Source organism: Arthrobacter bambusae (genome assembly GCF_022606295.1).
GTDB classification, from domain to species: Bacteria; Actinomycetota; Actinomycetes; order Actinomycetales; family Micrococcaceae; genus Arthrobacter; species Arthrobacter bambusae_A.
Genome location: NZ_JAHHZS010000005.1, coordinates 113,258 through 136,112 on the forward strand (window position 1 = coordinate 113,258; position 22,855 = coordinate 136,112).

The following is a 22,855-nucleotide window of genomic DNA, read 5'->3' on the forward strand; positions in this document are numbered from 1 at the left end:
ACCAGGCGGAGGAGCGACCGCGATGGTTTCCCTGTGACGGCGAGGAGCTCGCTTGCGCTGCTCACGCGGCTTCTTCCGTTTCCAGCTGGGACGCCACGATTTCCCGGTAGGTTTCCGAGGAACCAAGAAGTTCGTCGTGGGTCCCCCGCGCCACCAGGCGGCCCTCGTCGATGAGCAGAATCTGGTCCGCCGACACCACGGTGTTGACGCGTTGGGCGACGATGATGATGGTTGCCCCGCGCAGTTCCGGCTCAAGCGCGGCACGGAGCTTTGCTTCCGTGACGGTGTCCAGCGCCGAGAAGCTGTCGTCAAAGAGGTAGACGGATGCCGGGCGCAGAATGGCGCGGGCTATGCACAAACGCTGTCGCTGGCCGCCGGAGAGCCCGGCGCCGCCTTGGGACAACATGGTTTCCAGTCCTTGCGGCAGCTCATTCACGAAATCCGCTGCCTGCGCGGTTTCAAGGGCATGCCACAACTGGGAATCCGTGGCCGAGGGCAGCGAAATCCGCAGGTTCTCGGCGATGGTTCCGCGAAACAACCAGCTCTCCTGGGGCACGACGCCGAGCTGCTCGCGCAAGGCCCCGAGGGGAACCCCGGCAATGTCCCGGCCATCGAGCGAAATGCTTCCGCTGCTCACCTCGAGCAGCCTCGGCACCAGGCTGACGATGGTCGACTTGCCGCTTCCCGTGGAGCCGATGACCGCCGTCGTGGTCCCCGGAGCCGCATGGAAGGTGATGCTGTCGAGTACGGGCGTTTCGGCTCCAGGGTAGGCGAAAACGACATTCTCGAAGCGCAAGCCTTCGGGCCTCGCGGGGCGGACCAACCCGCCGGCACCGTTGCCCGGCAAGACCGTTTCGGAATCCGTGTTGAGCACCTCGGTGACGCGCTCGGCGCTGACAGCCGCGCGGGGCGCCGTGCTCAACACGTACATTGCCATCATGATCGCAAGGAGGATCTGCATGATGTAGGCGATGAACGCCGTGAGTGCACCCAGCTGCATGTCTCCGGCGATGATGCGGTGGCCGCCGAGCCAGACCACGCCCGCGGAGGAGAGGTTGACCACGATCATGACGAGCGGAAGCATGGCCGCGACGATCCGGGCAGAACGGAGATTGTTCTTTGTCAAGGCGTCGTTGGCGGCCTCGAACCGTTTCATCTCAAAGGGCTGGCGGACGAATGCCCGGATGACCGCGGTCCCCAGGATCTGTTCGCGGAGCACGCCGTTTATCCGGTCCACCAGGTTTTGGCCCTCGCGGTACAGCGGGACGAGCTTGCGCACTATCAACAGCATGATGAGCAGCAGCACGGGAACAATCGCGAAAACGATCCAGGACAGGGCCACGTCCTGTTCGACGGCGAGGATCACGCCGCCGATACCCATGACGGGAGCTGCCACCAGCATGCTCAAAACGAGCACCGTGATGTTCTGCAGTTGCAGGACGTCGTTGGTGGTCCTGACCACAAGGCTGGCCGGTCCGAACGCCGCCACGTCCTGGTCCGGCAGGGAATGTATTTTGTCGAACAGTTCCTGCCGCAGTCCGCGGCCGACCTTCATGGCGACAATGGCTCCAAGGTAGCCGGCCAGCACGGCGGCGAGCACCTGGATGACCGTGAGGACCAGCATCCACCCGCCGAGGCGCAGGATCACCCCGCTGTTCCCGGCGACGAGGCCGTCGTCGACGATCTTGGCATTGAAGGTGGGCAGGAGGAGTGTGGCGCCGGTCTGGACAAGCTGCAGGAGAACGATGGCCAAGACGTGGCTCTTGTAGGGAGCCAGGCGCTGCAACAGCAAGGATGCCAGCACATTGCCTCCAATCGTTGGCCTCCGGAGCCGCGGATTTCACACGATGCCGCCCCTGGATCGCGTTGCCATTGTAGTTCAGATCACAGTGCGAATCCTTGTCATCAGGGCGTTTCCGGAGTCCTTTGGACCTGGGCCGGCTCAGCCCTGTTTTTGTGCCACCGCAAAAATCCTGCGGAACGCAAACAGCGTGCCGTGCCGCCCCCGTGGATAGGCCTCGCGGAGGGCCGCCGCGTAGTGGTTTTCGAAAGCGCGCGCTTCGGCTTCGGGGAGGGCTGCGAGCACCGGACGCAGGCCGGTTCCCCGCACCCACTCCAGGACCGGATCGGCTCCCGGCAGAAGTTGCTGGTAGGTCGTTTCCCAAGCGTCGGCTGCGCATCCGGCGTCGAGCATGATCCGCAGGTAGTCGGCCGGTTCCCCGACGGCGTCGTCGTGGCGAAGCACGCCGGACAGCTTCCCGGACCATTCGGGCGAGGCGGCCAGTTCGCGCATGAGCACGTGGGACGGCGCACCGAAGTTTCCGGGGACCTGGAGCGCAAACCAGGCTCCCGGTTTCAGCGCTTCAAGCCACGCGGCGAGCATCGTCAAGTGGCCCGGCACCCATTGCAACGCCGCGTTGCTGACGACGACGTCGGTGTCCGCTTCCGGCGTCCACCCGGCGATGTCGGCGTGCACGAACGAAAGAGCAGGGTGCGCGGCAGCGAGGGCGTGGGCTTTGGCCAGCATGTCCGCTGAGGAGTCCAGCCCGACGACGGCGGCGCGGGGCCACCGCGTCGCGAGCGTCGCCGTCAGGTTCCCCGGGCCGCAGCCCAGGTCCACGACGTGCCGCGGATCCTCCGCCAGGATCCTCGAGGCCAGGTCAAAGAACGGCCGGTCACGGTGATTGCCGAACTCGACGTACTTGGCTGGATCCCACTTCACTGCATGCTCCATCGTCGGTCTCCGTCGTCTGCTCCACCCACACTAAGCTGGAAGGCAATGAAACTTCTTGAGCAGCTCACCGACGGCGCACGCGTTGACCCGGACGAAATCTACACACGCTTCGTCGAATGGACGGAGAGCCGCGGGCTCCAGCTGTACCCTGCCCAGGACGAAGCCATCATGGAACTAGCGTCCGGTTCCAACGTCATCCTGGCGACCCCCACCGGCTCTGGAAAGTCCCTCGTGGCGATCGCCGCGCACTTCGAGGCGATGTCCCGCGGCTTGCGCAGCTACTACACGGCCCCCATCAAGGCCCTGGTCTCCGAGAAGTTCTTCGCCCTCTGCGACATTTTCGGAGCGGAGAACGTGGGCATGATCACCGGTGATTCGGGAGTCAACCAGGACGCCCCGATCATCTGCTGCACCGCAGAAATCCTCGCCAACATCGCCTTGCGCGAAGGCAAGGAGGCCGAGCTCGGCACGGTCATCATGGACGAATTCCACTTCTATTCCGATCCCCAGCGCGGTTGGGCGTGGCAAGTGCCGCTCCTTGAGCTCCCCCAGGCCCAGTTCCTGCTGATGTCGGCCACCCTGGGAGACGTCAGCCGCTTCGAAGCCGGCCTGAGCGAACTCACCGGGCGGTCCACTACCACCGTGAGTTCGGCCGAACGGCCCATCCCGCTGCATTACTACTTCCAGGAAACGCCGGTCCACGAAACCCTGGAGGAGCTGCTGAGCACCAAGCAGGTTCCCGTGTACGTGGTGCATTTCAGCCAGGTCGAGGCCATCGAGCGTGCCCAGAACCTCATGAGCGTCAACATGTGCACCCGCGAGGAGAAGGACAAGATTGCCGAGCTGATCGCCGGTTTCCGGTTCGCCGCCGGCTTCGGCAAGACCCTGAACCGGCTGGTCCGCCATGGCATCGGCGTCCACCACGCGGGCATGCTGCCGAAGTACCGCCGCCTCGTGGAGCAATTGGCACAGGCAGGACTCCTGAAGGTCATTTGCGGCACCGACACGCTCGGCGTCGGGATCAACGTTCCCATCCGCACTGTCCTCCTGACGGCGCTCAGCAAGTACGACGGCGTCCGCACCCGCCTGCTGAACTCCCGGGAGTTCCACCAGATCGCGGGCCGCGCCGGCCGTGCGGGCTATGACACTGCCGGAACGGTCGTGGTGCAGGCTCCCGAACACGTCGTGGAAAACGCGAAGGCGATGGCAAAGGCCACCGCCAAGTTCGGCGACGACCAGAAGAAGCTGAGGCAGGTCGTGCGGAAGAAGCCGCCGGAAGGCTTCGTGTCCTGGGGGCAGCCCACCTTCACCCGTTTGGTGGAGTCCGTGCCGGACCCGTTGACCTCGAGTTTCACCGTGACCCATGCCATGCTGCTCAACTTGATGGAGCGCCCTGGCGACCCGTTCGCCGCTGCCCGTCGTCTCCTGACCGAAAACCACGAGGCGCGCCCCGCCCAGCTGCAGCTCATGAAGAAGGCCTTGGGCATCTACCGCGAGCTGCTGGCAGCCGGCGTGGTCGAACGCATTCCCGAGGCCGAGCAGGAGAAAGAAGGCCGCTCCGTGCGGTTGACCGTTCACCTGCAAGCCAACTTCGCGCTGAACCAGCCTCTTTCACCGTTCGCGCTTGCCGCGCTCGAACTCCTGGATCCGGAGTCGCCGTCGTACGCCTTGGACGTGGTGTCCGTGATCGAGTCAACCCTCGAGAAGCCACGGCAGATCCTGTCTGCGCAGCAGAAGAAGGCACGCGGCGAGGCCGTCGCCGCGATGAAGGCCGATGGCATCGATTACGACCAGCGAATGGCGATGCTCGAAGAGGTCACCTACCCCCAGCCGTTGGCGGAGATCCTCGGCGAAGCGTTTGAGGTGTACCGGAAGGCTGCACCCTGGGTGGGCGACTTCGAGCTTGCTCCGAAGTCGGTGGTCCGCGACATGTATGAGCGCGCCATGAATTTCGGTGAGTTCGTGCAGTTCTATGGGCTCGCCCGCTCCGAAGGGATCGTGCTGCGGTATCTGGCCGATGGGTTCAAGGCCCTGCGCCAGACCGTCCCCCAGGACTCCCTTCGCGAAGACCTCGAGGACCTCATCGCCTGGCTGGGTGAACTGGTCCGCCAGGTCGACTCGAGCCTGCTCGACGAGTGGGAAGAGCTTACCTCCGGGGTGGCCCCGACGCCGCACGACGCTCCGCCTCCCGCGCCGCCGTCGCTCACGTCCAACATCCGCGCCTTCAGGGTCATGGTCCGCAACGAAATGTTCCGGCGCGTTGAGTTGTTCGCGGACGAGGATGCGGCCGCCCTGGGCGAGCTCGACGCCGGCAGCGGCTGGGATGCGGAACGCTGGGAAGACGCTTTGGACGACTACTTCGACGAACACGACGACATCGGAACCGGCCCCGATGCCCGGGGCCCGGGACTCCTCATGATCACCGAGGAACCCGGCGTCTGGCGCGTACGGCAGATTTTCGATGACCCGGCCCGCAACCATGACTGGGGCGTGTCCGCCGAAGTGGACCTGGCAGCCTCCGACGAGAGCGGCACGGCCGTGGTCAGGGTGACCGCGGTCAACCGTCTCTAGGCGCCTAGTAAGCTCGAATCATGAGTGTTATCCGCCCAGCCACATTATCCGATGTTCCCGCGATCCTGCAGATGATCCACGAGCTTGCGGTCTACGAAAAAGAGCCCGACGCCGTGAAGAACACGCCGGAAATGCTCACCGAGGCTTTGTTCGGCGAAAATCCGCGGGTGTACGCACACATGGCGGAAAACGCGGCCGGGGATGTCCAGGGCTTTGCCTTGTGGTTCCTGAACTACTCCACGTGGGAAGGCGTCCACGGCATCTACCTCGAGGACCTCTACGTCACTCCCGCTGCGCGAGGCGAGGGCCACGGGAAGGCGCTCCTGCGGCACCTGGCCGCGACCGCCGTCGAACGCGGCTATGCGCGGGTCGAATGGAGCGTCCTGGACTGGAACGAACCGTCCATCAACTTCTACCGCAACCTCGGTGCCGTTCCGATGGACGGCTGGTCCACGTTCCGCCTGAGCGGCGACGCCCTGGGCGCCTTCGGCAGCGATGACAAGGTCATGGCCCGTGGCTGAGCGCACGGTCGGGGGTCTCGCTGAGCCCATGGTTGGGCAAGCGGCGCACACCATCCGGGCAAGGCACGAATTCCGGGGTGTCCGCACCACCGAGCATTTCTTCACCGTCCCGCTCGACCATTGGGCGTCCGGAGGTGAAGAAGCTCCAGGCAACGCGAAAACGATCACCGTCTTCGCGCGGGAGATCGTCTCTGCCGAGCACTCGGAAGAGGACGCGGACCGGCTGCCGTGGTTGCTCTACCTCCAAGGCGGCCCCGGCGGACGCGGCACCCGGACCACCTCCCTGTCCGGCTGGATGAAGGCTGCCGCAAGGAGTTTCCGCATCCTGATGCTGGACCAACGCGGCACGGGCCTGTCCACGCCGGCGGACCGCAACACCTTGCCGCTCCGGGGCGACGCGGCAGCGCAGGCTGGCTACCTCGCGCATTTCCGGGCGGACTCGATCGTCGCCGACGCCGAACTCATCCGGAAGGCGCTGGGCTCGGAGCCGTGGACCGTCCTTGGCCAGAGCTTCGGCGGTTTCTGCGCGCTGACCTACTTGTCCTTCGCGCCGGAAGGCTTGAGCGAAGTGCTCATCACGGGCGGGCTGGCGCCGTTGGAAGGCCCGGCCGAGCGGGTCTACCGGGCAACCTTCCAACGGGTTGCGGAACGTAACGCGGAATACTTCGCGTGGTACCCCGAGGACCGCGGCCTGGTCACCCGGATTGCGCGGCATCTGGAGTCCACGGAGGAGCGGCTGCCCAGCGGGGAACCACTCACTCCGGAGCGCTTCCAAATGGTGGGATCGTTCCTGGGCGGAAACGCCCGGGTGGATGCCCTGCACACCCTCCTGGAGGATGCGTTCGTGCCCACGCCCGACGGAGAACGGCTCTCCGACGCCTTCCTCGAACAGGTCCACGGGCTGGTCTCCCGCGCATCGAATCCGCTGTACGCGGTGTTGCACGAGTCCATCTACGGCCAGGGCCAGGCCACCGACTGGGCGGCGTGGCGGGTGGGCTCGGAATTCCCGGAATTCCGTCCCGACGCCGCAGAGCCGCTCCTGACCGGCGAAATGGTCTACCCCTGGTACTTCGAGCAGGATCCGGCGCTTGTGCCCCTTCAGGAAGTAGCCGCGCTGTTGGCCGCCAAACAAGACTGGAAACCGCTCTACGATGTGTCCCGGTTGAAAGCGAACACCGTGCCGGTCGCGGCTGCCGTGTACCGCGACGACATCTATGTCGACTTCCAGCTGTCCATGGAAACCGCCGCGGCGGTACGCGGACTGCGTGCCTGGACCACCGGAGACTTTCACCACGACGGCATCGGCGAAGACGGGGAAGGAATCTTCAACCGGCTCCTGGGAATGGCCCGCGGCCAGAACTGAGCCCAGGCCAAAGCGCTGACCGGGGCTCAGTTCTGCTGTGTCAATGGCTCGGCGGTTGTTAGTGGCCGCTGACCTTGTTCATGCTCTTGCGGGAGTCCTCCTCGAGCCGGGCATCCAGTTTGGATTTCGCAGCCGCCGGGGTCAGCAGGCTCGCGACAACCGCCACCACGATGGTGCCGATGATGACCGCCAGGGACACATAGGTCGGGATCTCCGGCGCCCAGTCAATATGGTGGCCGCCGTTGATGAACGGCAGTTCATTGACGTGCATGGCGTGCAGGACCAGCTTGACGCCGATGAACGCGAGGATGACCGACAAGGCGTGCTTGAGGTAGATCAAGCGGGTCATGAGTCCGCCCAGCAGGAAGTACAGCTGGCGAAGGCCCATCAGGGCGAAGATGTTCGCGGTGAAGACGATGAAGGCGCTCTGTGTCAGTCCGAAAATGGCCGGAATGGAATCCACGGCGAACAGGAGGTCCGTCATGCCGATGGTCACGAAGACGATCAGCATGGGAGTGAACAGCTTCTTGCCGTCGACCGTGGTCCTCAGCTTGCCGCCGTCGAACTTCTCCGACATCGGGACAACTTTGCGGATGCGGGCAATCAGCGGACTTTCGGCGGCGTCTTCCTCGTCTTCGCCGTTGTCCGTGGCCTGCTTCCATGCGGTCCACAGCAGGAACGCGCCGAAGATGTAGAAGACCCAGCTGAACTGCTCAATCACCACGGCGCCAAGGGCAATGAAGATACCGCGCAGGACCAGGGCAATGATGATGCCCACCATGAGCACTTCCTGCTGATACTTACGGGGCACCGAGAACCGCGCCATGATGATGATGAAGACAAAGAGATTGTCGATACTCAAGCTGTATTCGGTCACCCAACCGGCGATGAACTGGCTGCCATGCTCCGGGCCGGCAAACGCGAACATCGCCCCGGCGAACACCAAAGCGAGGGTGACGTAGAAGGCGACCCAGAGGCCTGCTTCCTTCATGGAGGGTTCATGCGGACGTTTGATCACCAAAAGAAGGTCGACAAGGAGGATGATTCCGAGAACGACGAAGGAGCCGATCTCAAACCAGGCGGGGAGTTGCATCAAGAATGCCTTTCGCAGGTACGCCAAAACGGCGTAAGTCTCTCCGACCTGCCTGCGTGTCCATGCTCAATAGGCAATCAACGCTCAAACGGCGATCCGCTAGGCCCGGCGAGGCGTCTGTGCCTTGCGTGTTGACGGACTTAGCGCTTGGGATACTCCCCTACGTAGGCCCAACTTTACCCTAGGCATGCCCGGCGGACTGCATCTGGCGTAGTTCGCGCTTGAGGTCTCCCACCTCGTCACGGATCCTCGCTGCGATCTCAAACTGGAGTTCGGCGGCGGCCGCATGCATCTGCTCGGTCAGTTGTTCGATCAGACCCACGAGGTCTTCGGCCGGCGCCGCGGCCAGGCCGTCTTGACGGACCTTCGAAGCGCCCTTGCCCTTGCCGGTCCGGCCGCCCTTTCCGGCTGCGGCCAGCAACTCGCGGGTGTCGGCGTCTTCGCGGGCAAGTTGATCGGTGATGTCTGCGATCTTCTTGCGCAACGGTTGCGGATCCACACCATTGTCCGTGTTGTACTTGACCTGGATTTCCCGGCGGCGGTTGGTTTCCTCGATGGCCTTGGCCATGGAGTCGGTGATCCGGTCGGCGTACATGTGGACCTGGCCCGAGACGTTTCGGGCCGCGCGCCCGATGGTCTGGATGAGGGACGTGGCAGAACGGAGGAAGCCTTCCTTGTCGGCGTCGAGGATGCTGACAAGTGACACTTCGGGCAGGTCGAGGCCCTCGCGGAGCAGGTTGATGCCCACCAGGACGTCGAAGCTGCCCATGCGGAGTTCCCGGAGCAGTTCCACGCGCCGGAGGGTGTCGACGTCGGAGTGCAGGTATTGGACCTTGACCCCATGGCCCAGCAGGTAGTCGGTGAGGTCCTCGGCCATGCGCTTGGTCAGCGTGGTGACCAGCACGCGTTCGTCGCGCTCCACCCGGGTCCGGATTTCCCCGAGGAGATCGTCGATCTGGCCCTTGGTGGGCTTCACGATGACTTCGGGATCGATCAGCCCGGTGGGGCGGATGATCTGCTGGACGGTCCCGTCGGCCTTGCCGAGCTCATATTTTCCGGGGGTCGCGGAAAGGTAGACGGTCTGGCCCACCCGCTCCAGGAACTCATCCCATTTGAGCGGCCTGTTGTCCATCGCGGAAGGCAGCCGGAAGCCGTGGTCCACGAGGGTGCGCTTGCGCGACATATCGCCTTCGTACATGGCGCCGATCTGTGGAACGGTGACGTGGGATTCGTCGATGACCAGCAGGAAGTCGTCCGGGAAGTAGTCGATGAGGCAGTGCGGGGCCGTGCCGGAGCCGCGGCCATCGATGTGCCGCGAGTAGTTCTCGATGCCGTTGCAGAATCCCATTTGCTGCATCATCTCGAGGTCGTACGTGGTGCGCATGCGCAGCCTCTGGGCTTCCACCAGCTTGTTCTGGCCTTCGAGGACCTTGAGCCGCTCGGCGAGTTCCCCCTCGATGGCGGTGATGGCGCGGGACATGCGTTCCGGACCGGCGACATAATGCGAGGCCGGGAAGATGTACATCTCGGTTTCCTCGCGGATGACATCGCCCGTGACCGGATGCAGCGTGTAGATGTTCTCGATCTCGTCGCCGAAGAACTCGATGCGCAGGGCCAGCTCTTCGTACATGGGGATGATTTCCACGGTGTCTCCGCGGACGCGGAAGGTGCCGCGGTGGAAGTCCATGTCGTTGCGGGTGTACTGCATGCCGACAAACTTGCGCAGGAGATCGTCCCGGTTCATTTCGGCGCCTTTGGTGAGCGTGACCATTCCGGCGATGTATTCCTCCGGGGTGCCGAGGCCATAGATGCAGGAAACGGTAGCCACCACGATGACATCCCGGCGGGTCAGCAGCGCGTTGGTAGCCGAGTGCCGCAACCGCTCGACTTCCTCGTTCACGGAGGAGTCCTTCTCAATGAACGTATCCGTCTGCGGAACGTAGGCTTCGGGCTGGTAGTAGTCGTAATACGAAACGAAGTACTCCACCGCGTTGTTGGGCAGCAGTTCCCGGAACTCGTTGGCGAGCTGCGCGGCAAGGGTCTTGTTCTGGACCATCACCAGGGTGGGCCGCTGGACCTGCTCGATCAACCAGGCAGTGGTGGCGCTCTTGCCCGTACCGGTGGCGCCGAGCAGCACGACGTCTTTTTCGCCGTTGTTGATCCGTTCAGTCAGCTCCGCAATGGCGGCCGGCTGGTCACCTGCCGGCTTGAATTCGCTGATGACCTCAAAGGGCGCGACGACGCGGTTGATCTCCTGGGCAAGACTCATGAATCCAATGTACCCCCGCCCGCGGACAGTTACTGTCCGCGTTTTCTAGGCTTGCGCCGCGGAGTACGACGGCGGGTGCCAGCCGCTGCTTCCGGCCCAGGAGTCCATGAGCGGCCAGGCGACCTCGGTGAACCACGGCTCCTTGGCTTCCGCGTACGCCAGGGTCCTGCGGTCTCCGGCGTGGAGCGCGGCGAGCTCGTGCTTCAGGTCCGCATACATGCGCAGGGCGTCGGGGTTGGCGCGGAGCCAATCGCGGAACAACAAGGCATAACGCCACCCCGGACTTCCAAGGACCCGGACGTGGACATTGGCGGGCCGTCCGGGGTCGGCGTTGCAGTGGAAGCGTTTTTGCCATGCCAATGGATCCAGGTCAGGCGGCTTGGGGGTGTCGCGGGCTGAGGCCTCCCGCAACGGGAAGCCGGCCTCGCCCAGGGCCCGGGCTATCCGGTCGGCGGCGTCCAGCGAGGACACATTCACTTGCAGGTCGATGACGTCCTTTGCAGGAAGGCCGGGAACCGACGTCGAACCGATATGGTCTGCACCCAGGACCTCAGGAGATACCCGCCGGATCCGGGCAAGCAGACGTTCAGCCTGGACCGGCCAGTCGGGGTTTGGCGGTGACAATACGGGGCCGCTGGTTCGTGGCGCCGGCCGGTCGGCCGCAAGATTGCGTGCGAACGGGACCAATCGCTCTTCCCACAAGGCGTCCACGAGTGCGGTGATGTCCTGCACGCTTCCCGAGTTGTCCAACACGATGTCGGCCGCCGCCAACCGTTCATCCCTGCTGGCTTGAGCGGCCATGCGGGAGACCGCGTCCTCGGCTGTCATGCCGCGGTTCTCCGTCATGCGCCGGATCCGTTCCCCGTCCGGGGCGTCGACCACCAGCACCAGGTGGAAACTGCTCCCCTGCGCGGTTTCGACCAGCAACGGAATATCCTGGACGACGATGTCTCCGGGTTTCGCGGTCGCGAGCATCCCGGCAGCCCGCTCCCTCACGCGCGGATGGATGATCGCGTTGAGTGCTTCCCGGCGATCGGGCTCAGCGAAGACAATCGCGCCGAGGCGTGCACGGTCAAGGCGACCCCCGGCGTCGACGATGTCTTCACCAAACTCGGCCACGACGCCCGCCAAGCCCGGCGTGCCCGGCTCCACGACTTCGCGTGCCAGAGCGTCGGCGTCGATCAAGACGGCGCCCAACTCCCTCAGCCGGGCGGACACGAGTGATTTGCCGGAGGCGATCCCGCCGGTAAGTCCAATCTTCAGCACCCCTCCACACTAGACTGGGTCGGTGGCAGAACAGGAAGAAAGCCGGGCGACCTCGTACACAACGTTGGCCCCCGGTGACGGTTTCCGCCATGAACTCGAGATCAAGCGTTCGCGCTTCATCACCGTGCTGCGCCGCGCCTCCGACGAGGATGCCGCCCGCGCGTTGGCGTCCGGACTGCGCAAGGAATTCCATGACGCCCGGCACCATTGCTCGGCATTCGTCCTGGGCCCTGATCGCGCCATCCAGCGTTCCAACGACGACGGCGAGCCCTCCGGAACTGCCGGCATCCCCATGCTCGAGGCGCTCATCAAACGCGAGACACTGCCCGGGGTGACTGACCTCAGCGACGTGAGCGCCGTCGTCGTCCGCTATTTCGGCGGGATCCTCCTGGGCGCCGGCGGACTGGTCCGTGCCTACTCCGAGTCAGTCTCGGCCGCTTTGGACTCCGCTCCCCTGGTTCAGCGGCGTCGCCTGCGGATGTGCGACATCCCGGTGCCCCACCACGCGGCCGGAAAGCTGGAAAACGATCTGCGCTCCGCGGGCTACGTCATGGCCGAAACAAGCTACGGGCCCTCAGAGACGATCCTGCGCGTGGCCCTGCCCGATGATGCAAACGCAATCGCCGACGCCGGTGAGCGGCTTGCATCCATGACCGCAGGCGCCTCGGGACTCCAGTTGCGTGGAACGGAATGGGTCGACGTCCAGGGCTGAGCTTCCACACAGGGACATGCCCACCCCTTGTCACTACCACTGGACATAGTGGGTATATGCCCAGTCCTTGCTGCGAACGAGGGGCATGTCCCGTGGGGACCCGGGACACGGCTGGGCTTCCACGCAGGGACATGCTCTCCCCCGACCACCACCACTGGACATAGTGGGTATATGCCCAGTCCTTGCTGCGAACGATGGGCATGTCCCGTGGGGACCCGGGCAAGAGCAACCCGGGCAGGAGTAGGACAGGGTTAAACAAAAGCGGCTCCTGCGATTCGTGAATGAATCGCAGGAGCCGCTTTGATCCGGCCCGGAAATCCGGGCCGGGGGCAATTAGTTGCCGGTCAGCTTCTCGCGCAGAGCTGCGAGGGCCTCGTCGGATGCCAGGGTGCCCGCGTTGGACTCGGCGACAGCCGGCTCGGAAGAGTAGCTGGTGGTACCGGAGTCGCTCTCGCCGGAAGCGGCAGCAGCGGCGTCGTCAGCAGCGTGCTGGGAAACCTGCTTCTTGTGAGCTTCCCAACGTGCCTGGGCGTCAGCGTACTGCTGCTCCCAAGCGGCGCGCTGCGTCTCGTAGCCCTCGAGCCATTCGTTCGACTCGGGGTCGAAGCCCTCGGGGTACTTGTAGTTGCCCTCTTCGTCGTACTCAGCGGCCATGCCGTACAGAGCCGGGTCGAACTCGGTGCTGTCAGCGTCAACGCCCTCGTTAGCCTGCTTGAGGGAGAGGGAGATGCGGCGGCGCTCGAGGTCGATGTCGATGACCTTGACGAAGAGCTCGTCGCCAACAGAGACGACCTGCTCAGCAAGCTCAACGTGGCGGACAGCCAGCTCGGAGATGTGGACGAGGCCTTCGATGCCGTCTTCGACGCGAACGAACGCACCGAACGGAACCAGCTTGGTGACCTTACCCGGAACAACCTGGCCAAGGGCGTGGGTGCGGGCGAAGGTCTGCCACGGGTCTTCCTGCGTAGCCTTGAGGGACAGGGACACGCGCTCGCGGTCCAGATCCACTTCGAGGACCTCGACGGTGACTTCCTGGCCGACCTCGACAACCTCGGACGGGTGGTCGATGTGCTTCCAGGACAGCTCGGAAACGTGAACCAGACCGTCTACGCCGCCAAGGTCCACGAATGCACCGAAGTTGACGATGGAGGAAACGACGCCGGGACGAACCTGGCCCTTTTCCAGCTTGTTGAGGAACGTGGAGCGAACCTCGGACTGGGTCTGCTCGAGCCACGCACGGCGGGAAAGAACAACGTTGTTGCGGTTCTTGTCCAGCTCGATGATCTTGGCTTCGATCTGCTGACCGATGTACGGAGCAAGGTCGCGGACGCGGCGCATCTCGACGAGGGATGCGGGCAGGAAGCCGCGCAGGCCGATGTCGAGGATAAGACCACCCTTGACAACCTCGATGACGGTACCGGTGACGACACCGTCTTCTTCCTTGACCTTTTCGATGTCGCCCCAGGCACGCTCGTACTGAGCACGCTTCTTGGAGAGAATCAGTCGGCCTTCTTTGTCTTCCTTGGTGAGCACCAGGGCTTCGACCTGATCGCCAACGGAGACGACGTCCCCGGGGTCGACATCGTGCTTGATGGAAAGCTCACGGGAAGGGATGACACCTTCGGTCTTGTAACCGATGTCGAGCAGAACTTCGTCGCGGTCAACCTTGACGACGATACCTTCGACGAGGTCTCCGTCGTTGAAGTACTTGATGGTGGCGTCGACAGCTGCGAGGAAGTCCTCAGCGGTACCGATGTCGTTGATCGCGACTACGGGGGTACCGGGCTTCTCGGTGGAGGTGATGGTCATGTAGTAGGGGCTCCGTTGTGGATAGAGTATCGGTCAGGCAAACCGCCCGCTTTCCGTCGCCGGTCCGCAGGACACGGCAAAACGCCGGGTCATCCTGAATTGTGGATTGTAAATTTGCGCGCAAGTAGTATGCGCCCGTTCATTCTAGTCGTTCGCCTCAAGGAGGGTCAAAGCGGCAGCGTGTCACCAAGCCGCGCGAACGTCACGCCACGGTCCATCAGGCTTGGGAGGGCTCGTGCATATCCCTCAGCGGTGCCGCTCGTGGGCTGGTTGAAATGCGAGATCACAATGTGGCCGGCGCCCCGGCCTGCGGCGATTTTTCCCACCTCGCCCGCGACCGTCGGGGCCGGGAAGGTCGCGCCGCCGTCGCCATTCACCGTGAAGCTCACCGGAACCAGTCCGAGGGAATTGGTGATCGCTGCCGCGACGTCGTCATAGTAGGCGGTTCCCGCCCTGAAGAAGCGGGGAGCCTTGCCGCAGAGCCGCTCCATGACTTCCTGGTTGCCCATGATTTCGTCATAAACCTCGCCGGCGTTGGACGTGCCGGTGATGCCGTATGCCGAGCGCCCGCTGACCGAAAGGGGCTGGTGCCGGAAGCCGTGGTTGCCGAGCTCGAACAAGGGATCGGCCGCGAGATCAGCCGCCAGCCCGGGGTTCGCCTTGATCCAGCGACCGTTGACAAACAGCGTGGCGGGAACGTTGAACTTGCGCAGGGTCTGGAGAAGGCGGTGATCGCATTCCGAACCGTTCGGACCACCGCAAGCATCAAACGTCAGGACCGCATGAGGGGACGTTGTCTTCGACACCACGCCGACGACGTCGAGCCCCCATTGGACGGGCTTGCGCCTGGAGTATTCGGCCACAACCTGGGATCTCGACGGCAGCGCGGGCCGCGTTTCGGGCACGACCGGATGCTGGCCTATATCCTCCACGACCGGCGCTGAACCCGACGCGGGGCGGGATGCGGGTGCAGCTGCCGGTTGTTGGGCGCAAGCCGCCAGGCCGGTTACTGCGAGTCCGGCGGCAGCCGCCAGCAACGACCGCCGGCCCGGCAGCCCTGATGGGCCGGAGGAGTGTCCCCCCGGCTGGAATTCCCCCATGGAATCCTCTTCTGTTGGTTGGTTCTGCGTACGGAGATGTGCCTAGAAGTGTGTGAGGCAATGGGCCGGACGTTCGACGGCGAACATGTGCTGGGCAGCCAATGCTGCTCCGGGCGTGTGCTCGCGGATCCGGCCTGCCGAAGCCAAGATTACAGGACTGACGGCGCCCAGAAAGACCGACCCCAAATCCGTGACATCCATGCTCAGGTCCGGGCTCATGTCCTGGCTCCCGCCACCCGCCTCCCTGACGGTTACGACGCCGCCGTCGGACGTCAATTCCCACGTACCGTCGGCAAAACCCAGCGCGTCCCTGACTTGCAGCACCAACCGCCCGTCGGCCCCGTAGCGCCGTGCCGACAGGGCTTCCGGGACGTCCAGGACGCGCAGCCACAACATGTCGCGGTAGTCGGATGACGTGACGCAGCGCCCGTCCACGAGCGCCCACGCGAGAGGGTCTTCAACGGGCGCGTCAGGCCAGGAGACCTGGTCGACGAGGTCCAGGCTGCCCAGGAACTGCCACAATTCCAGGTAGGCGGAGTCCGACGCGGCGACGAGGTCCACGATTTCCACCGTGTATGGCTTCGTATCCCAACCGGCGAACTTGTAGGAGACGTAGCCGTCAACTGTGGCGTCCGGTGCGTAGTGGAGCGCACATTTGATGGCTCTGTCCTCGCTGCCGTCGCGCTTCATGGCCCCGGACACGTGATGGCGGTAGGAGTCCTGCCTCACGATGGACCCCGGCGTACGGTGGTGAACCTGTCCGAAAACCTCGGGCGCGAGTTCGAGGAGGACCTTGGGATCCGCGATCTCCACCCGGCCAACGGGCTCGTGCCGGATGCGGAATTTCGGACCGGTGTCCACCTTGATGCTGCGCTCGAAGGTTGCGACGCCGAAGCCGAAGCGGCCGTAGATGGACGCCTCGGATGCGGTCAGGGCGGCCATGGCGAAGCCATCGTCCTTGGCATCGGCGAGATCCGCGGTCATCATTCCCCGTAGGATGCCATGGCGCCGGTGCGTCCCGCGGACGGTGACGGCGGTGATCTGGCGGGTCCGCAGTTCCTGGCCGAAGCCGACATTCAGTTTGTTTTCCAGCGTTCCAAAGGTAGCCACCGGAAACCCCGGGTTGAGCGCGTGCAAGGGTGGTTCTTCGTTGACGTAGACGCCGGTCAGCTCGCGGTTGTCCGCTTGGTACATCGCGAGGATCTTGTCGATGAGCTCATCGCTTCGCTGCTCGTCGTGGAATCCGAAGCCGACGGCGCGGAGCCACTCACGTGCTTGTCCGTAGTCCGGGTTGTCCTTTCCGACGGAACGAAAGCGCTTGACGTTGTATTTTTCGTTGGTTTCCCTGGGATCAGCCACGTCCCGAGCCTAGCCAGACAGCATGGGGGCACGCCACCATCCCGGCGGCGTGCCCCGTTGAAGCCTGCAACCAGGCCGGTGCGCCTGCTAGTGCCCGGCGTCGTACCAGCTGGAGCCGACGCCTACCTGCACGTCCAGTGGCACCGTGAGCCGGGCCGCCGTCCCCATTTGTTCAGTGACGAGTTTTTCGACGGCTTCGCGTTCGCCGTGCGCCACCTCGAGCACGAGTTCGTCATGGACCTGAAGCAGCATCCGGGACTTGAGTCCCTGGCTGGTCAGCTCGGCCGAAACGCCGAGCATGGCCCGCTTCATGAGGTCCGCCGCCGAACCCTGGATCGGCGAGTTCAGTGCAATGCGTTCGGCGATCTCACGGTGCTGGCGGTCCGTGCTGGTCAGGTCCGGAAGATAGCGACGGCGGCCCTCGATCGTGGCGGTGTAACCATCGATCCGGGCCTGCTCCACCACGCCGCGCAGATAGTCGCGCACGGCGCCGAAGCGGTCGAAGTAGTCCTTCATGAGGGTCCTGGCTTCGTCGACCGAGATTTCCAGCTGCTTGGACAGGCCGAACGAGGTCAAGCCATACGCCAATCCATAGGACATGGCTTTGACCTTGGACCGCATGGCACTCGTGACGTCTTCCGGTGCCACGTTGAAGATGTGCGAGCCGACGTAGCGGTGCAGGTCCTCACCCTCCTTGTACGCCTCGATGAGTCCTTCGTCCCCGGACAGGTGGGCCATGATGCGCATTTCGATCTGCGAGTAGTCGGCCGACAGCAGGCATTCGTAGCCCTCGCTGACGACGAAGATCCCGCGCACGCGCCGGCCTTCCTCACTGCGCACCGGGATGTTCTGCAGGTTGGGGTTGTTGGAGGAAATGCGTCCGGTGGCCGCGACGTTCTGCGCGTACGTGGTGTGGATGCGGCCGTCCTCTGCCACCGATTTCTTGAGAGTCTCCAGCATTTGGGCCAGCTTGGAGGATTCGCGGTGGGCCATGAGCTGAACCAGGAACTCGTGGCCGGTCTTCTCCAGGAGGGCCTTCAGCGAGGCGGCGTCCGTTGTGTAGCCGGACTTGATCTTCTTGGTTTTGGGCAAGCCGAGTTCTTCGAAGAGGACCGTCTGGAGCTGCTTGGGCGAACCGAGGTTGACCTCGTGGCCGATTGCGGCAAATGCCTGCTCCTGGGCGTTGTCGATGACCTTGGCGAGGTCAGCGAGCTGCTCGTTCAGCCGCTCCGTGGAGATGGCGATGCCCGAGAGCTCCATCTGGGCCAGGACCCGTGCGACCGGCAGTTCCAGAGTGGTCAGGAGCGCCTCGGCCTTGCGTTCCGCGAGCTCGCTTTCGAAGTGCTTGCTCAGCGCGTGCACGACGGCGGCCTGCTGGACGAGCGCGCTGGCTGCGGCACCGTCCGGCCCATCGCCGAATTCGAGTTCCAGCTGCCCTGTTGGCGCCGCCGCAGCCGCGACAGTGATCCTCAAGTGGTGCTGGGCGAGTTCGGCGAGCTCATAGCTGCGGCGGTCCGGCTGGATCAGGTAGCCCGAAATGGCGGTGTCGTCCACCACGCCTTCCAGGCCAAGTCCCCGATGGTGCAAGGCCTTCAGGGCGTCCTTGAACTCGTGCATGACCTTGGCCTCTTCGGGATCACGCAGCCACTTGGCCAGGACGGCATCGGCCGCCGCGTCCAGGGACGACAGCTCGATGTAGGCAGCCCCGTTGGACCGCACGATGGCCAGGGCAGCGGCGTCGTCGCCAATCCGTCCCGGAACCAACTGCACGGCGACCGCGGCACGGCTCCCCGCACCCCCCGCGAAGAAGGCCTCCAGGGCGGCTGCGTCTTCCAGGACCGCGTAGTCGGGCGCGTCGATGGTTTCGGCAGGCGCGCCGGCGGTGTCATCGCCGTAGAGAGCGAACAGCCGGGCGCGGAGGGTCCTGAATTCGAGGGTGTCGAAGAGCGTCTCGACCTCTTGGCGATTAGGACGCGGCTCCTCGAGTTCGGCGAGCGTCACAGGGAGCTCAAGGTCGCCCAGGAGCTGGTTGAGGCGGCGATTGCGCTTGACGGCGTCGATGTTTTCCCGGAGGGCTCCACCGACCTTGCCGCCGATGGAATCCAGGTTCTCCAGGATCCCTTCCAGGCCGCCGTAAAGGTTGATCCACTTGGCTGCGGTCTTGGGGCCGACGCCGGGAACGCCGGCGAGGTTGTCGGCGGACTCCCCTACCAGCGCGGCGAGATCGGAGTAGCGGGAGGGGGGAACGAAGTACTTCTCTTCGATGGCTGCCGCGTCCATGCGGGGAATGTTGGAAACCCCCTGTTTCGGGTACAGGACGAACACGTTGTCTGTAATGAGCTGGAAAGCGTCACGGTCCCCCGAAACCAGGAGGACTTCGTAACCTGCGGCCTCGCCCCGTGCCGCGAGCGTGGCGAGGATGTCATCGGCCTCGTAGCCGGGCATCTTGATGGTCTTGATCCCCCAGGCCGCCATGACCTGGTCGATGAGATCGATCTGCCCGCGGAATTCCGGGGGCGTTTCGTTGCGGCCACCCTTGTATTCGCTGTACTCCGCCTTGCGGAACGTCGTGTCGTCCGAGACGTCGAAGGCCACTGCAACGTGGGTGGGCTTCTGGTCCTTGATCAGGTTGATCAACATCGAGGTGAAGCCATGCACGGCGTTGGTATGCTGGCCCGAGGAAGTGGCGAAGTTCTCAGCCGGCAGGGCATAGAACGCCCGGAACGCCATCGAGTGTCCATCGAGGACCAGAAGCCTCGGGCGGCCAGCCGCCGCGGTGCCCGCAATGGTTGCCGAAGGGTCTGGTGCCGTTGCGGTGGCAGTTGACGTTGACGTTGGAACTGAGTCCGGTTTGGTTGTTTCGCTCACAGGTGCCAGCCTAGTTGCCATGATGGACAATTTCACGCCGGGCCCGTTCACTGACGAACTCAATGCGGCCGGCGTTCCGCCGGAGTTGCACGGTTGGCTTTCCCGTTACGGGGTGGGGTCGCTCGTGGCGAAGATGGGCATCAGGTTCCTTGAGCTCGGGCCGGAACGGACCGTGGCCACCATGCCGGTGGAGGGAAACACCCAGGTTGCCGGCATCCTCCACGGCGGAGCCCATGTGGTTCTCGCCGAAACCTTGGGCTCCTTCGCGGCGGCCCTGCATGCAGGAGCCGGACGCCACGTGGTGGGAATCGAGGTGGGCGCAACCCATCATCGCTCCATAGCGGCCGGCCTGGTCACCGGCACATGCACGGCCATCCACTTGGGCGGTACGCTCGCCACCCATGAAATTGTCATGACCGACGAACACGGCCGGCGACTGTCAACGGCCCGGATCACCAACATGATCCGGGAGAACAGGGTCCGCTGACCCGGCACGGGCCGGGAACCGGTAGCGCATCTCGACTGCTGCGGCACCGAGGGTGCGGGACGAGACCAACTCGAGCGGCGCCGTCGGGCTCTCGACCGGCAAAAGGCGCTTGCCCGTACCCAAGGCGACGGGGATGAGGGTGACAATCATCTCGTCCAGCAGGCCTGCCTTGGCGAACTGCGCCACCAGGTTCCCACCGCCAACCAGCCACACGTTCTTGTCACCGGCGTCGGCAATCAGGTCCGGTGCGAATTCCGCGACCTCGCCGCGCACGAAGGTGACGTCCGCGCCGGGCGGCGCTGCATACTCGCGGTGGGTGAAGATCCAGCATGGAACACCCGGATAGGGCCATTTGCCCGGTTCGTGCTCCATGAGCCAGCGATAGGTCTGGCCACCCATGACGATGCAGCCGATGCCCGCCATGAAGTCTTCGTAGCTCTCGGTGACGCCCTCGGCCTCTTCGAACTGGAGCAGCCAGCCGAGATCGTCTTCTTTCGTGGCGATGAACCCGTCAAGCGAGGATGCCACGTAGTACTGGAAGTCCGCCATGGCACCACCCTACCCATGAGGCAGCGGGGTTCCCAGCTACTTCGTGAAGTACGGAACGATCAGATAGATCCCGAAAAGCACGGCAATTCCACAGGCCGCGAAACACGCGTACGCCAGGGTCCGGACCATGGCCGGGGACTTCTGCCGGGCGTCGCCCGCGACGGCAGTGAGCCGGACGCCGAGCGAATACAGCACCACGAGGACCACGGCGGCGACGAGGGTCGCGCCGGCCACCTGAACCAGATCCAACCACTTCATGCCTGGATGTCCTCACTCGTGCTTTTGCTCGGACTATGTTTTTTGGCGTTCTTCTTGCGGAAGCGGACGGCGGTGCCGGCTTCCTCGACTTCGACGGCGTTGTGGTGGCCCACGTGCGACTTCCTCGAGTAGATGAACATGTAGACGACGACGGCGGTGCCCACAACGGCGGCGATCACCACGCCAGCGGTGCCGGTGCCGATGAGGAACGCGGTCAAGGCGCCCACGATCGCGGCCGCGGGGAGGGTGAAGAGCCAGCCTGTGGCGATGCGCCCGACAGTTCCCCAGCGCACCGTGGTGCCTTTGCGTCCGAGACCCGAGCCGATGACCGAGCCGGAGGCCACCTGTGTGGTGGACAGCGCGAAGCCGAGGTGGGAGGACGCGAGGATGGCCGAAGCGGTGCTGGCTTCCGCGGAGAAGCCCTGGGCCGGCTTGACGTCGGTCAGCCCGGACCCCATGGTCCGGATGATGCGCCAGCCGCCGGCGTAGGTTCCGATGGCGATGGCAAGCGCGCAGGCCCCGATGACCCAGAGCTGGGGTCCGCTTCCGGCGGGCTGGGTTCCGGCGGCGATCAGCACGAGGGTGATGATGCCCATGGTCTTTTGCGCGTCATTGGTGCCGTGGGCCAGCGCGACAAGGCTGGAGGTGAAGATCTGGCCGGTTCGGAACCCGCCGCGCTTCTGGGTCAGCTTGTCGCCGGTTTCGGGGTCGTGGCGTGACGTCAGGGCGTAGGCCAGTTTGGTGCATATATAGGCGACGGCCCCCGCCAGCAGCGGCGAGAAGACGGCGGGAAGGATGACCTTCTGGAGCACGGTGTCGAAGTTGACGGCGTTGAATCCGATGCCGACGATCGCCGCACCGATGAGGCCGCCGAAGAGAGCGTGCGAAGAACTGGACGGCAGCCCCTTGAGCCACGTGAACATGTTCCACAGGACCGCTCCCATCAGCCCGGCGAAGATGATTTCCGGCGTGATGTGGACACCGTCCGTGCCCTCGCGGATCAGGCCTCCCGATATGGTCTTTGCCACCTCGGTCGACAGGAACGCGCCCACGAGGTTGAGCACCGCGGCCAAGGCGACAGCCGTTTTGGGCTTGATGGCCCCTGTGGCAATCGGAGTCGCCATGGCGTTCGCAGTGTCGTGGAACCCGTTGGTGAAGTCAAAAAATAAGGCCAGCGCTATGACAAGCGCGACCATGAAGGTGATTCCCACCTGGTGCCCAATCTGCAGAGTCGACGATGCGCAGTTCCACTTCCCCGGGGCCTGCCTGACGCAAAACAGTTCAGCAGGCGTTCATCTGACTGTACTGGCGGAATTAACTATGGCGGGCGTGGAACCCTAAGAATCCTACGTGCCATTGACGGCAGGGCCAAACATCGAATCATCCAAGGAATTGCCGAACAGCCTCGATATCTCGCCGCGACAGGCCCCGCCGCGGGTCCGGTGAGATCCAAAGCACACGGGGGCCGAGGAATTCCGCCCAGGACCGTGCCGCGGCTTCATGGTTCAACTGGTCATCCATCCACACGATGCGTTCGGCTCCGGATTCTTGGACGTCCTTTTGCAAAACGTCGAACTTCCACCAATCGGCGGTCTGGTCCCAACCGTCGCTCGTCAGGACGGGCCAGTGCTTACCGTGGAGGCCGATGGCCGGGCACAGGAACTCAGGGGCGAGCCGCTGCCACGTGGTCAGCCAGACAAACCTCGCCGCGGGATGCGCGGCCAGCTCGTTGAGCTCATCGACCAGTTCGGACGCGTAAACGACGTCAAGTATGCCGGCGTCGGCGATTTTCCATTCAGTACCCCAATCGGTGAAGCCCATGGGACCGAAGGGGTTCACCACGCCGTCGACGTCCAGATAGAGTGACACGCTGGTCATGCAACCCCCTCACCGGAC

Annotated in this window: 18 protein-coding genes; 5 read left to right on the plus strand and 13 right to left on the minus strand. The window is 64.3% G+C overall.

Annotation, left to right across the window (positions count from 1 at the left end):
• Positions 1-61: 61 nt before the first annotated feature.
• Positions 62-1,804 (minus strand): ABC transporter ATP-binding protein, encoded by a 1,743-nt coding sequence (locus KNN17_RS05255; protein ID WP_241707775.1) that lies wholly within the window; start codon positions 1,802-1,804, stop codon positions 62-64.
• A 138-nt stretch (positions 1,805-1,942) separates the two neighbouring features.
• Positions 1,943-2,722 (minus strand): trans-aconitate 2-methyltransferase, encoded by a 780-nt coding sequence (locus tag KNN17_RS05260; RefSeq protein WP_241707776.1) that lies wholly within the window; start codon positions 2,720-2,722, stop codon positions 1,943-1,945.
• Between the two features lie 57 nt (positions 2,723-2,779).
• Between KNN17_RS05260 and KNN17_RS05265 the strand changes: the two genes are divergently transcribed.
• From KNN17_RS05265 to KNN17_RS05275, 3 genes are read left to right on the plus strand one after another with little or no spacing between them, the layout of a single operon-like run.
• Positions 2,780-5,305 carry a DEAD/DEAH box helicase gene (locus tag KNN17_RS05265; RefSeq protein WP_241707777.1) on the plus strand — a complete coding sequence of 842 codons (2,526 nt, stop codon included), beginning with the start codon at positions 2,780-2,782 and terminating at the stop codon, positions 5,303-5,305.
• A gap of 20 nt (positions 5,306-5,325) precedes the next feature.
• On the plus strand, positions 5,326-5,826 hold the full coding sequence (locus KNN17_RS05270) for a GNAT family N-acetyltransferase (protein WP_241707778.1): 501 nt from the start codon (positions 5,326-5,328) through the stop codon (positions 5,824-5,826).
• Between the two features lie 28 nt (positions 5,827-5,854).
• Entirely contained in the window at positions 5,855-7,189 is a 1,335-nt protein-coding gene (locus KNN17_RS05275) for an alpha/beta fold hydrolase (protein WP_241707840.1), read from the plus strand.
• 58 nt (positions 7,190-7,247) lie between these two features.
• Here the strand turns inward: KNN17_RS05275 and KNN17_RS05280 are convergent, their stop codons facing one another.
• From KNN17_RS05280 to coaE, 3 genes are all read right to left on the minus strand, one after another.
• Complete coding sequence (locus KNN17_RS05280) at positions 7,248-8,282, minus strand: TerC family protein (protein WP_078108784.1); 1,035 nt, start codon at positions 8,280-8,282, stop codon at positions 7,248-7,250.
• 181 nt (positions 8,283-8,463) lie between these two features.
• Positions 8,464-10,551: an excinuclease ABC subunit UvrB gene (uvrB, locus tag KNN17_RS05285; RefSeq protein WP_241707779.1), complete on the minus strand. Its 2,088-nt coding sequence runs from the start codon at positions 10,549-10,551 to the stop codon at positions 8,464-8,466.
• 45 nt (positions 10,552-10,596) lie between these two features.
• On the minus strand, positions 10,597-11,817 hold the full coding sequence (coaE, locus tag KNN17_RS05290) for a dephospho-CoA kinase (RefSeq protein WP_241707780.1): 1,221 nt from the start codon (positions 11,815-11,817) through the stop codon (positions 10,597-10,599).
• A gap of 22 nt (positions 11,818-11,839) precedes the next feature.
• Between coaE and KNN17_RS05295 the strand changes: the two genes are divergently transcribed.
• Positions 11,840-12,529: an IMPACT family protein gene (locus tag KNN17_RS05295; RefSeq protein ID WP_241707781.1), complete on the plus strand. Its 690-nt coding sequence runs from the start codon at positions 11,840-11,842 to the stop codon at positions 12,527-12,529.
• A 333-nt stretch (positions 12,530-12,862) separates the two neighbouring features.
• Here KNN17_RS05295 and rpsA read toward each other — a convergent pair whose 3' ends face one another.
• From rpsA to polA, 4 genes are all read right to left on the minus strand, one after another.
• Positions 12,863-14,338: a 30S ribosomal protein S1 gene (gene rpsA / locus KNN17_RS05300; protein ID WP_234749534.1), complete on the minus strand. Its 1,476-nt coding sequence runs from the start codon at positions 14,336-14,338 to the stop codon at positions 12,863-12,865.
• Positions 14,339-14,505: 167 nt separating this feature from the next.
• Complete coding sequence (locus KNN17_RS05305; protein WP_241707782.1) at positions 14,506-15,243, minus strand: polysaccharide deacetylase family protein; 738 nt, start codon at positions 15,241-15,243, stop codon at positions 14,506-14,508.
• Between the two features lie 237 nt (positions 15,244-15,480).
• A complete protein-coding gene (locus KNN17_RS05310; protein ID WP_241707783.1) occupies positions 15,481-16,797 on the minus strand; it encodes a GNAT family N-acetyltransferase in 1,317 nt (438 codons plus the stop codon).
• Positions 16,798-16,884: 87 nt separating this feature from the next.
• Entirely contained in the window at positions 16,885-19,527 is a 2,643-nt protein-coding gene (gene polA / locus KNN17_RS05315; protein WP_241707841.1) for a DNA polymerase I, read from the minus strand.
• Between the two features lie 157 nt (positions 19,528-19,684).
• Here polA and KNN17_RS05320 point away from each other — a divergent pair, with 157 nt between their 5' ends.
• The gene (locus KNN17_RS05320) at positions 19,685-20,152 is read left to right on the plus strand and encodes a hotdog fold thioesterase (RefSeq protein WP_241707784.1); all 468 of its coding nucleotides are present in this window, start codon (positions 19,685-19,687) and stop codon (positions 20,150-20,152) included.
• Here the strand turns inward: KNN17_RS05320 and KNN17_RS05325 are convergent.
• The 4 genes from KNN17_RS05325 to KNN17_RS05340 all read right to left on the minus strand — a co-directional run bounded on the left by KNN17_RS05325 (position 20,105) and on the right by KNN17_RS05340 (position 22,837).
• On the minus strand, positions 20,105-20,701 hold the full coding sequence (locus KNN17_RS05325) for a dihydrofolate reductase family protein (protein ID WP_241707785.1): 597 nt from the start codon (positions 20,699-20,701) through the stop codon (positions 20,105-20,107). The genes KNN17_RS05320 and KNN17_RS05325 overlap by 48 nt on opposite strands.
• Before the next feature lie 36 nt (positions 20,702-20,737).
• Positions 20,738-20,959 (minus strand): hypothetical protein, encoded by a 222-nt coding sequence (locus tag KNN17_RS05330; RefSeq protein WP_241707786.1) that lies wholly within the window; start codon positions 20,957-20,959, stop codon positions 20,738-20,740.
• Entirely contained in the window at positions 20,956-22,170 is a 1,215-nt protein-coding gene (locus KNN17_RS05335) for an inorganic phosphate transporter (RefSeq protein ID WP_241707787.1), read from the minus strand. Before KNN17_RS05335 ends, KNN17_RS05330 begins: the two co-directional genes overlap by 4 nt.
• A gap of 169 nt (positions 22,171-22,339) precedes the next feature.
• Positions 22,340-22,837 (minus strand): HAD domain-containing protein, encoded by a 498-nt coding sequence (locus KNN17_RS05340; RefSeq protein WP_241707788.1) that lies wholly within the window; start codon positions 22,835-22,837, stop codon positions 22,340-22,342.
• Between the last annotated feature and the right edge of the window lie 18 nt (positions 22,838-22,855).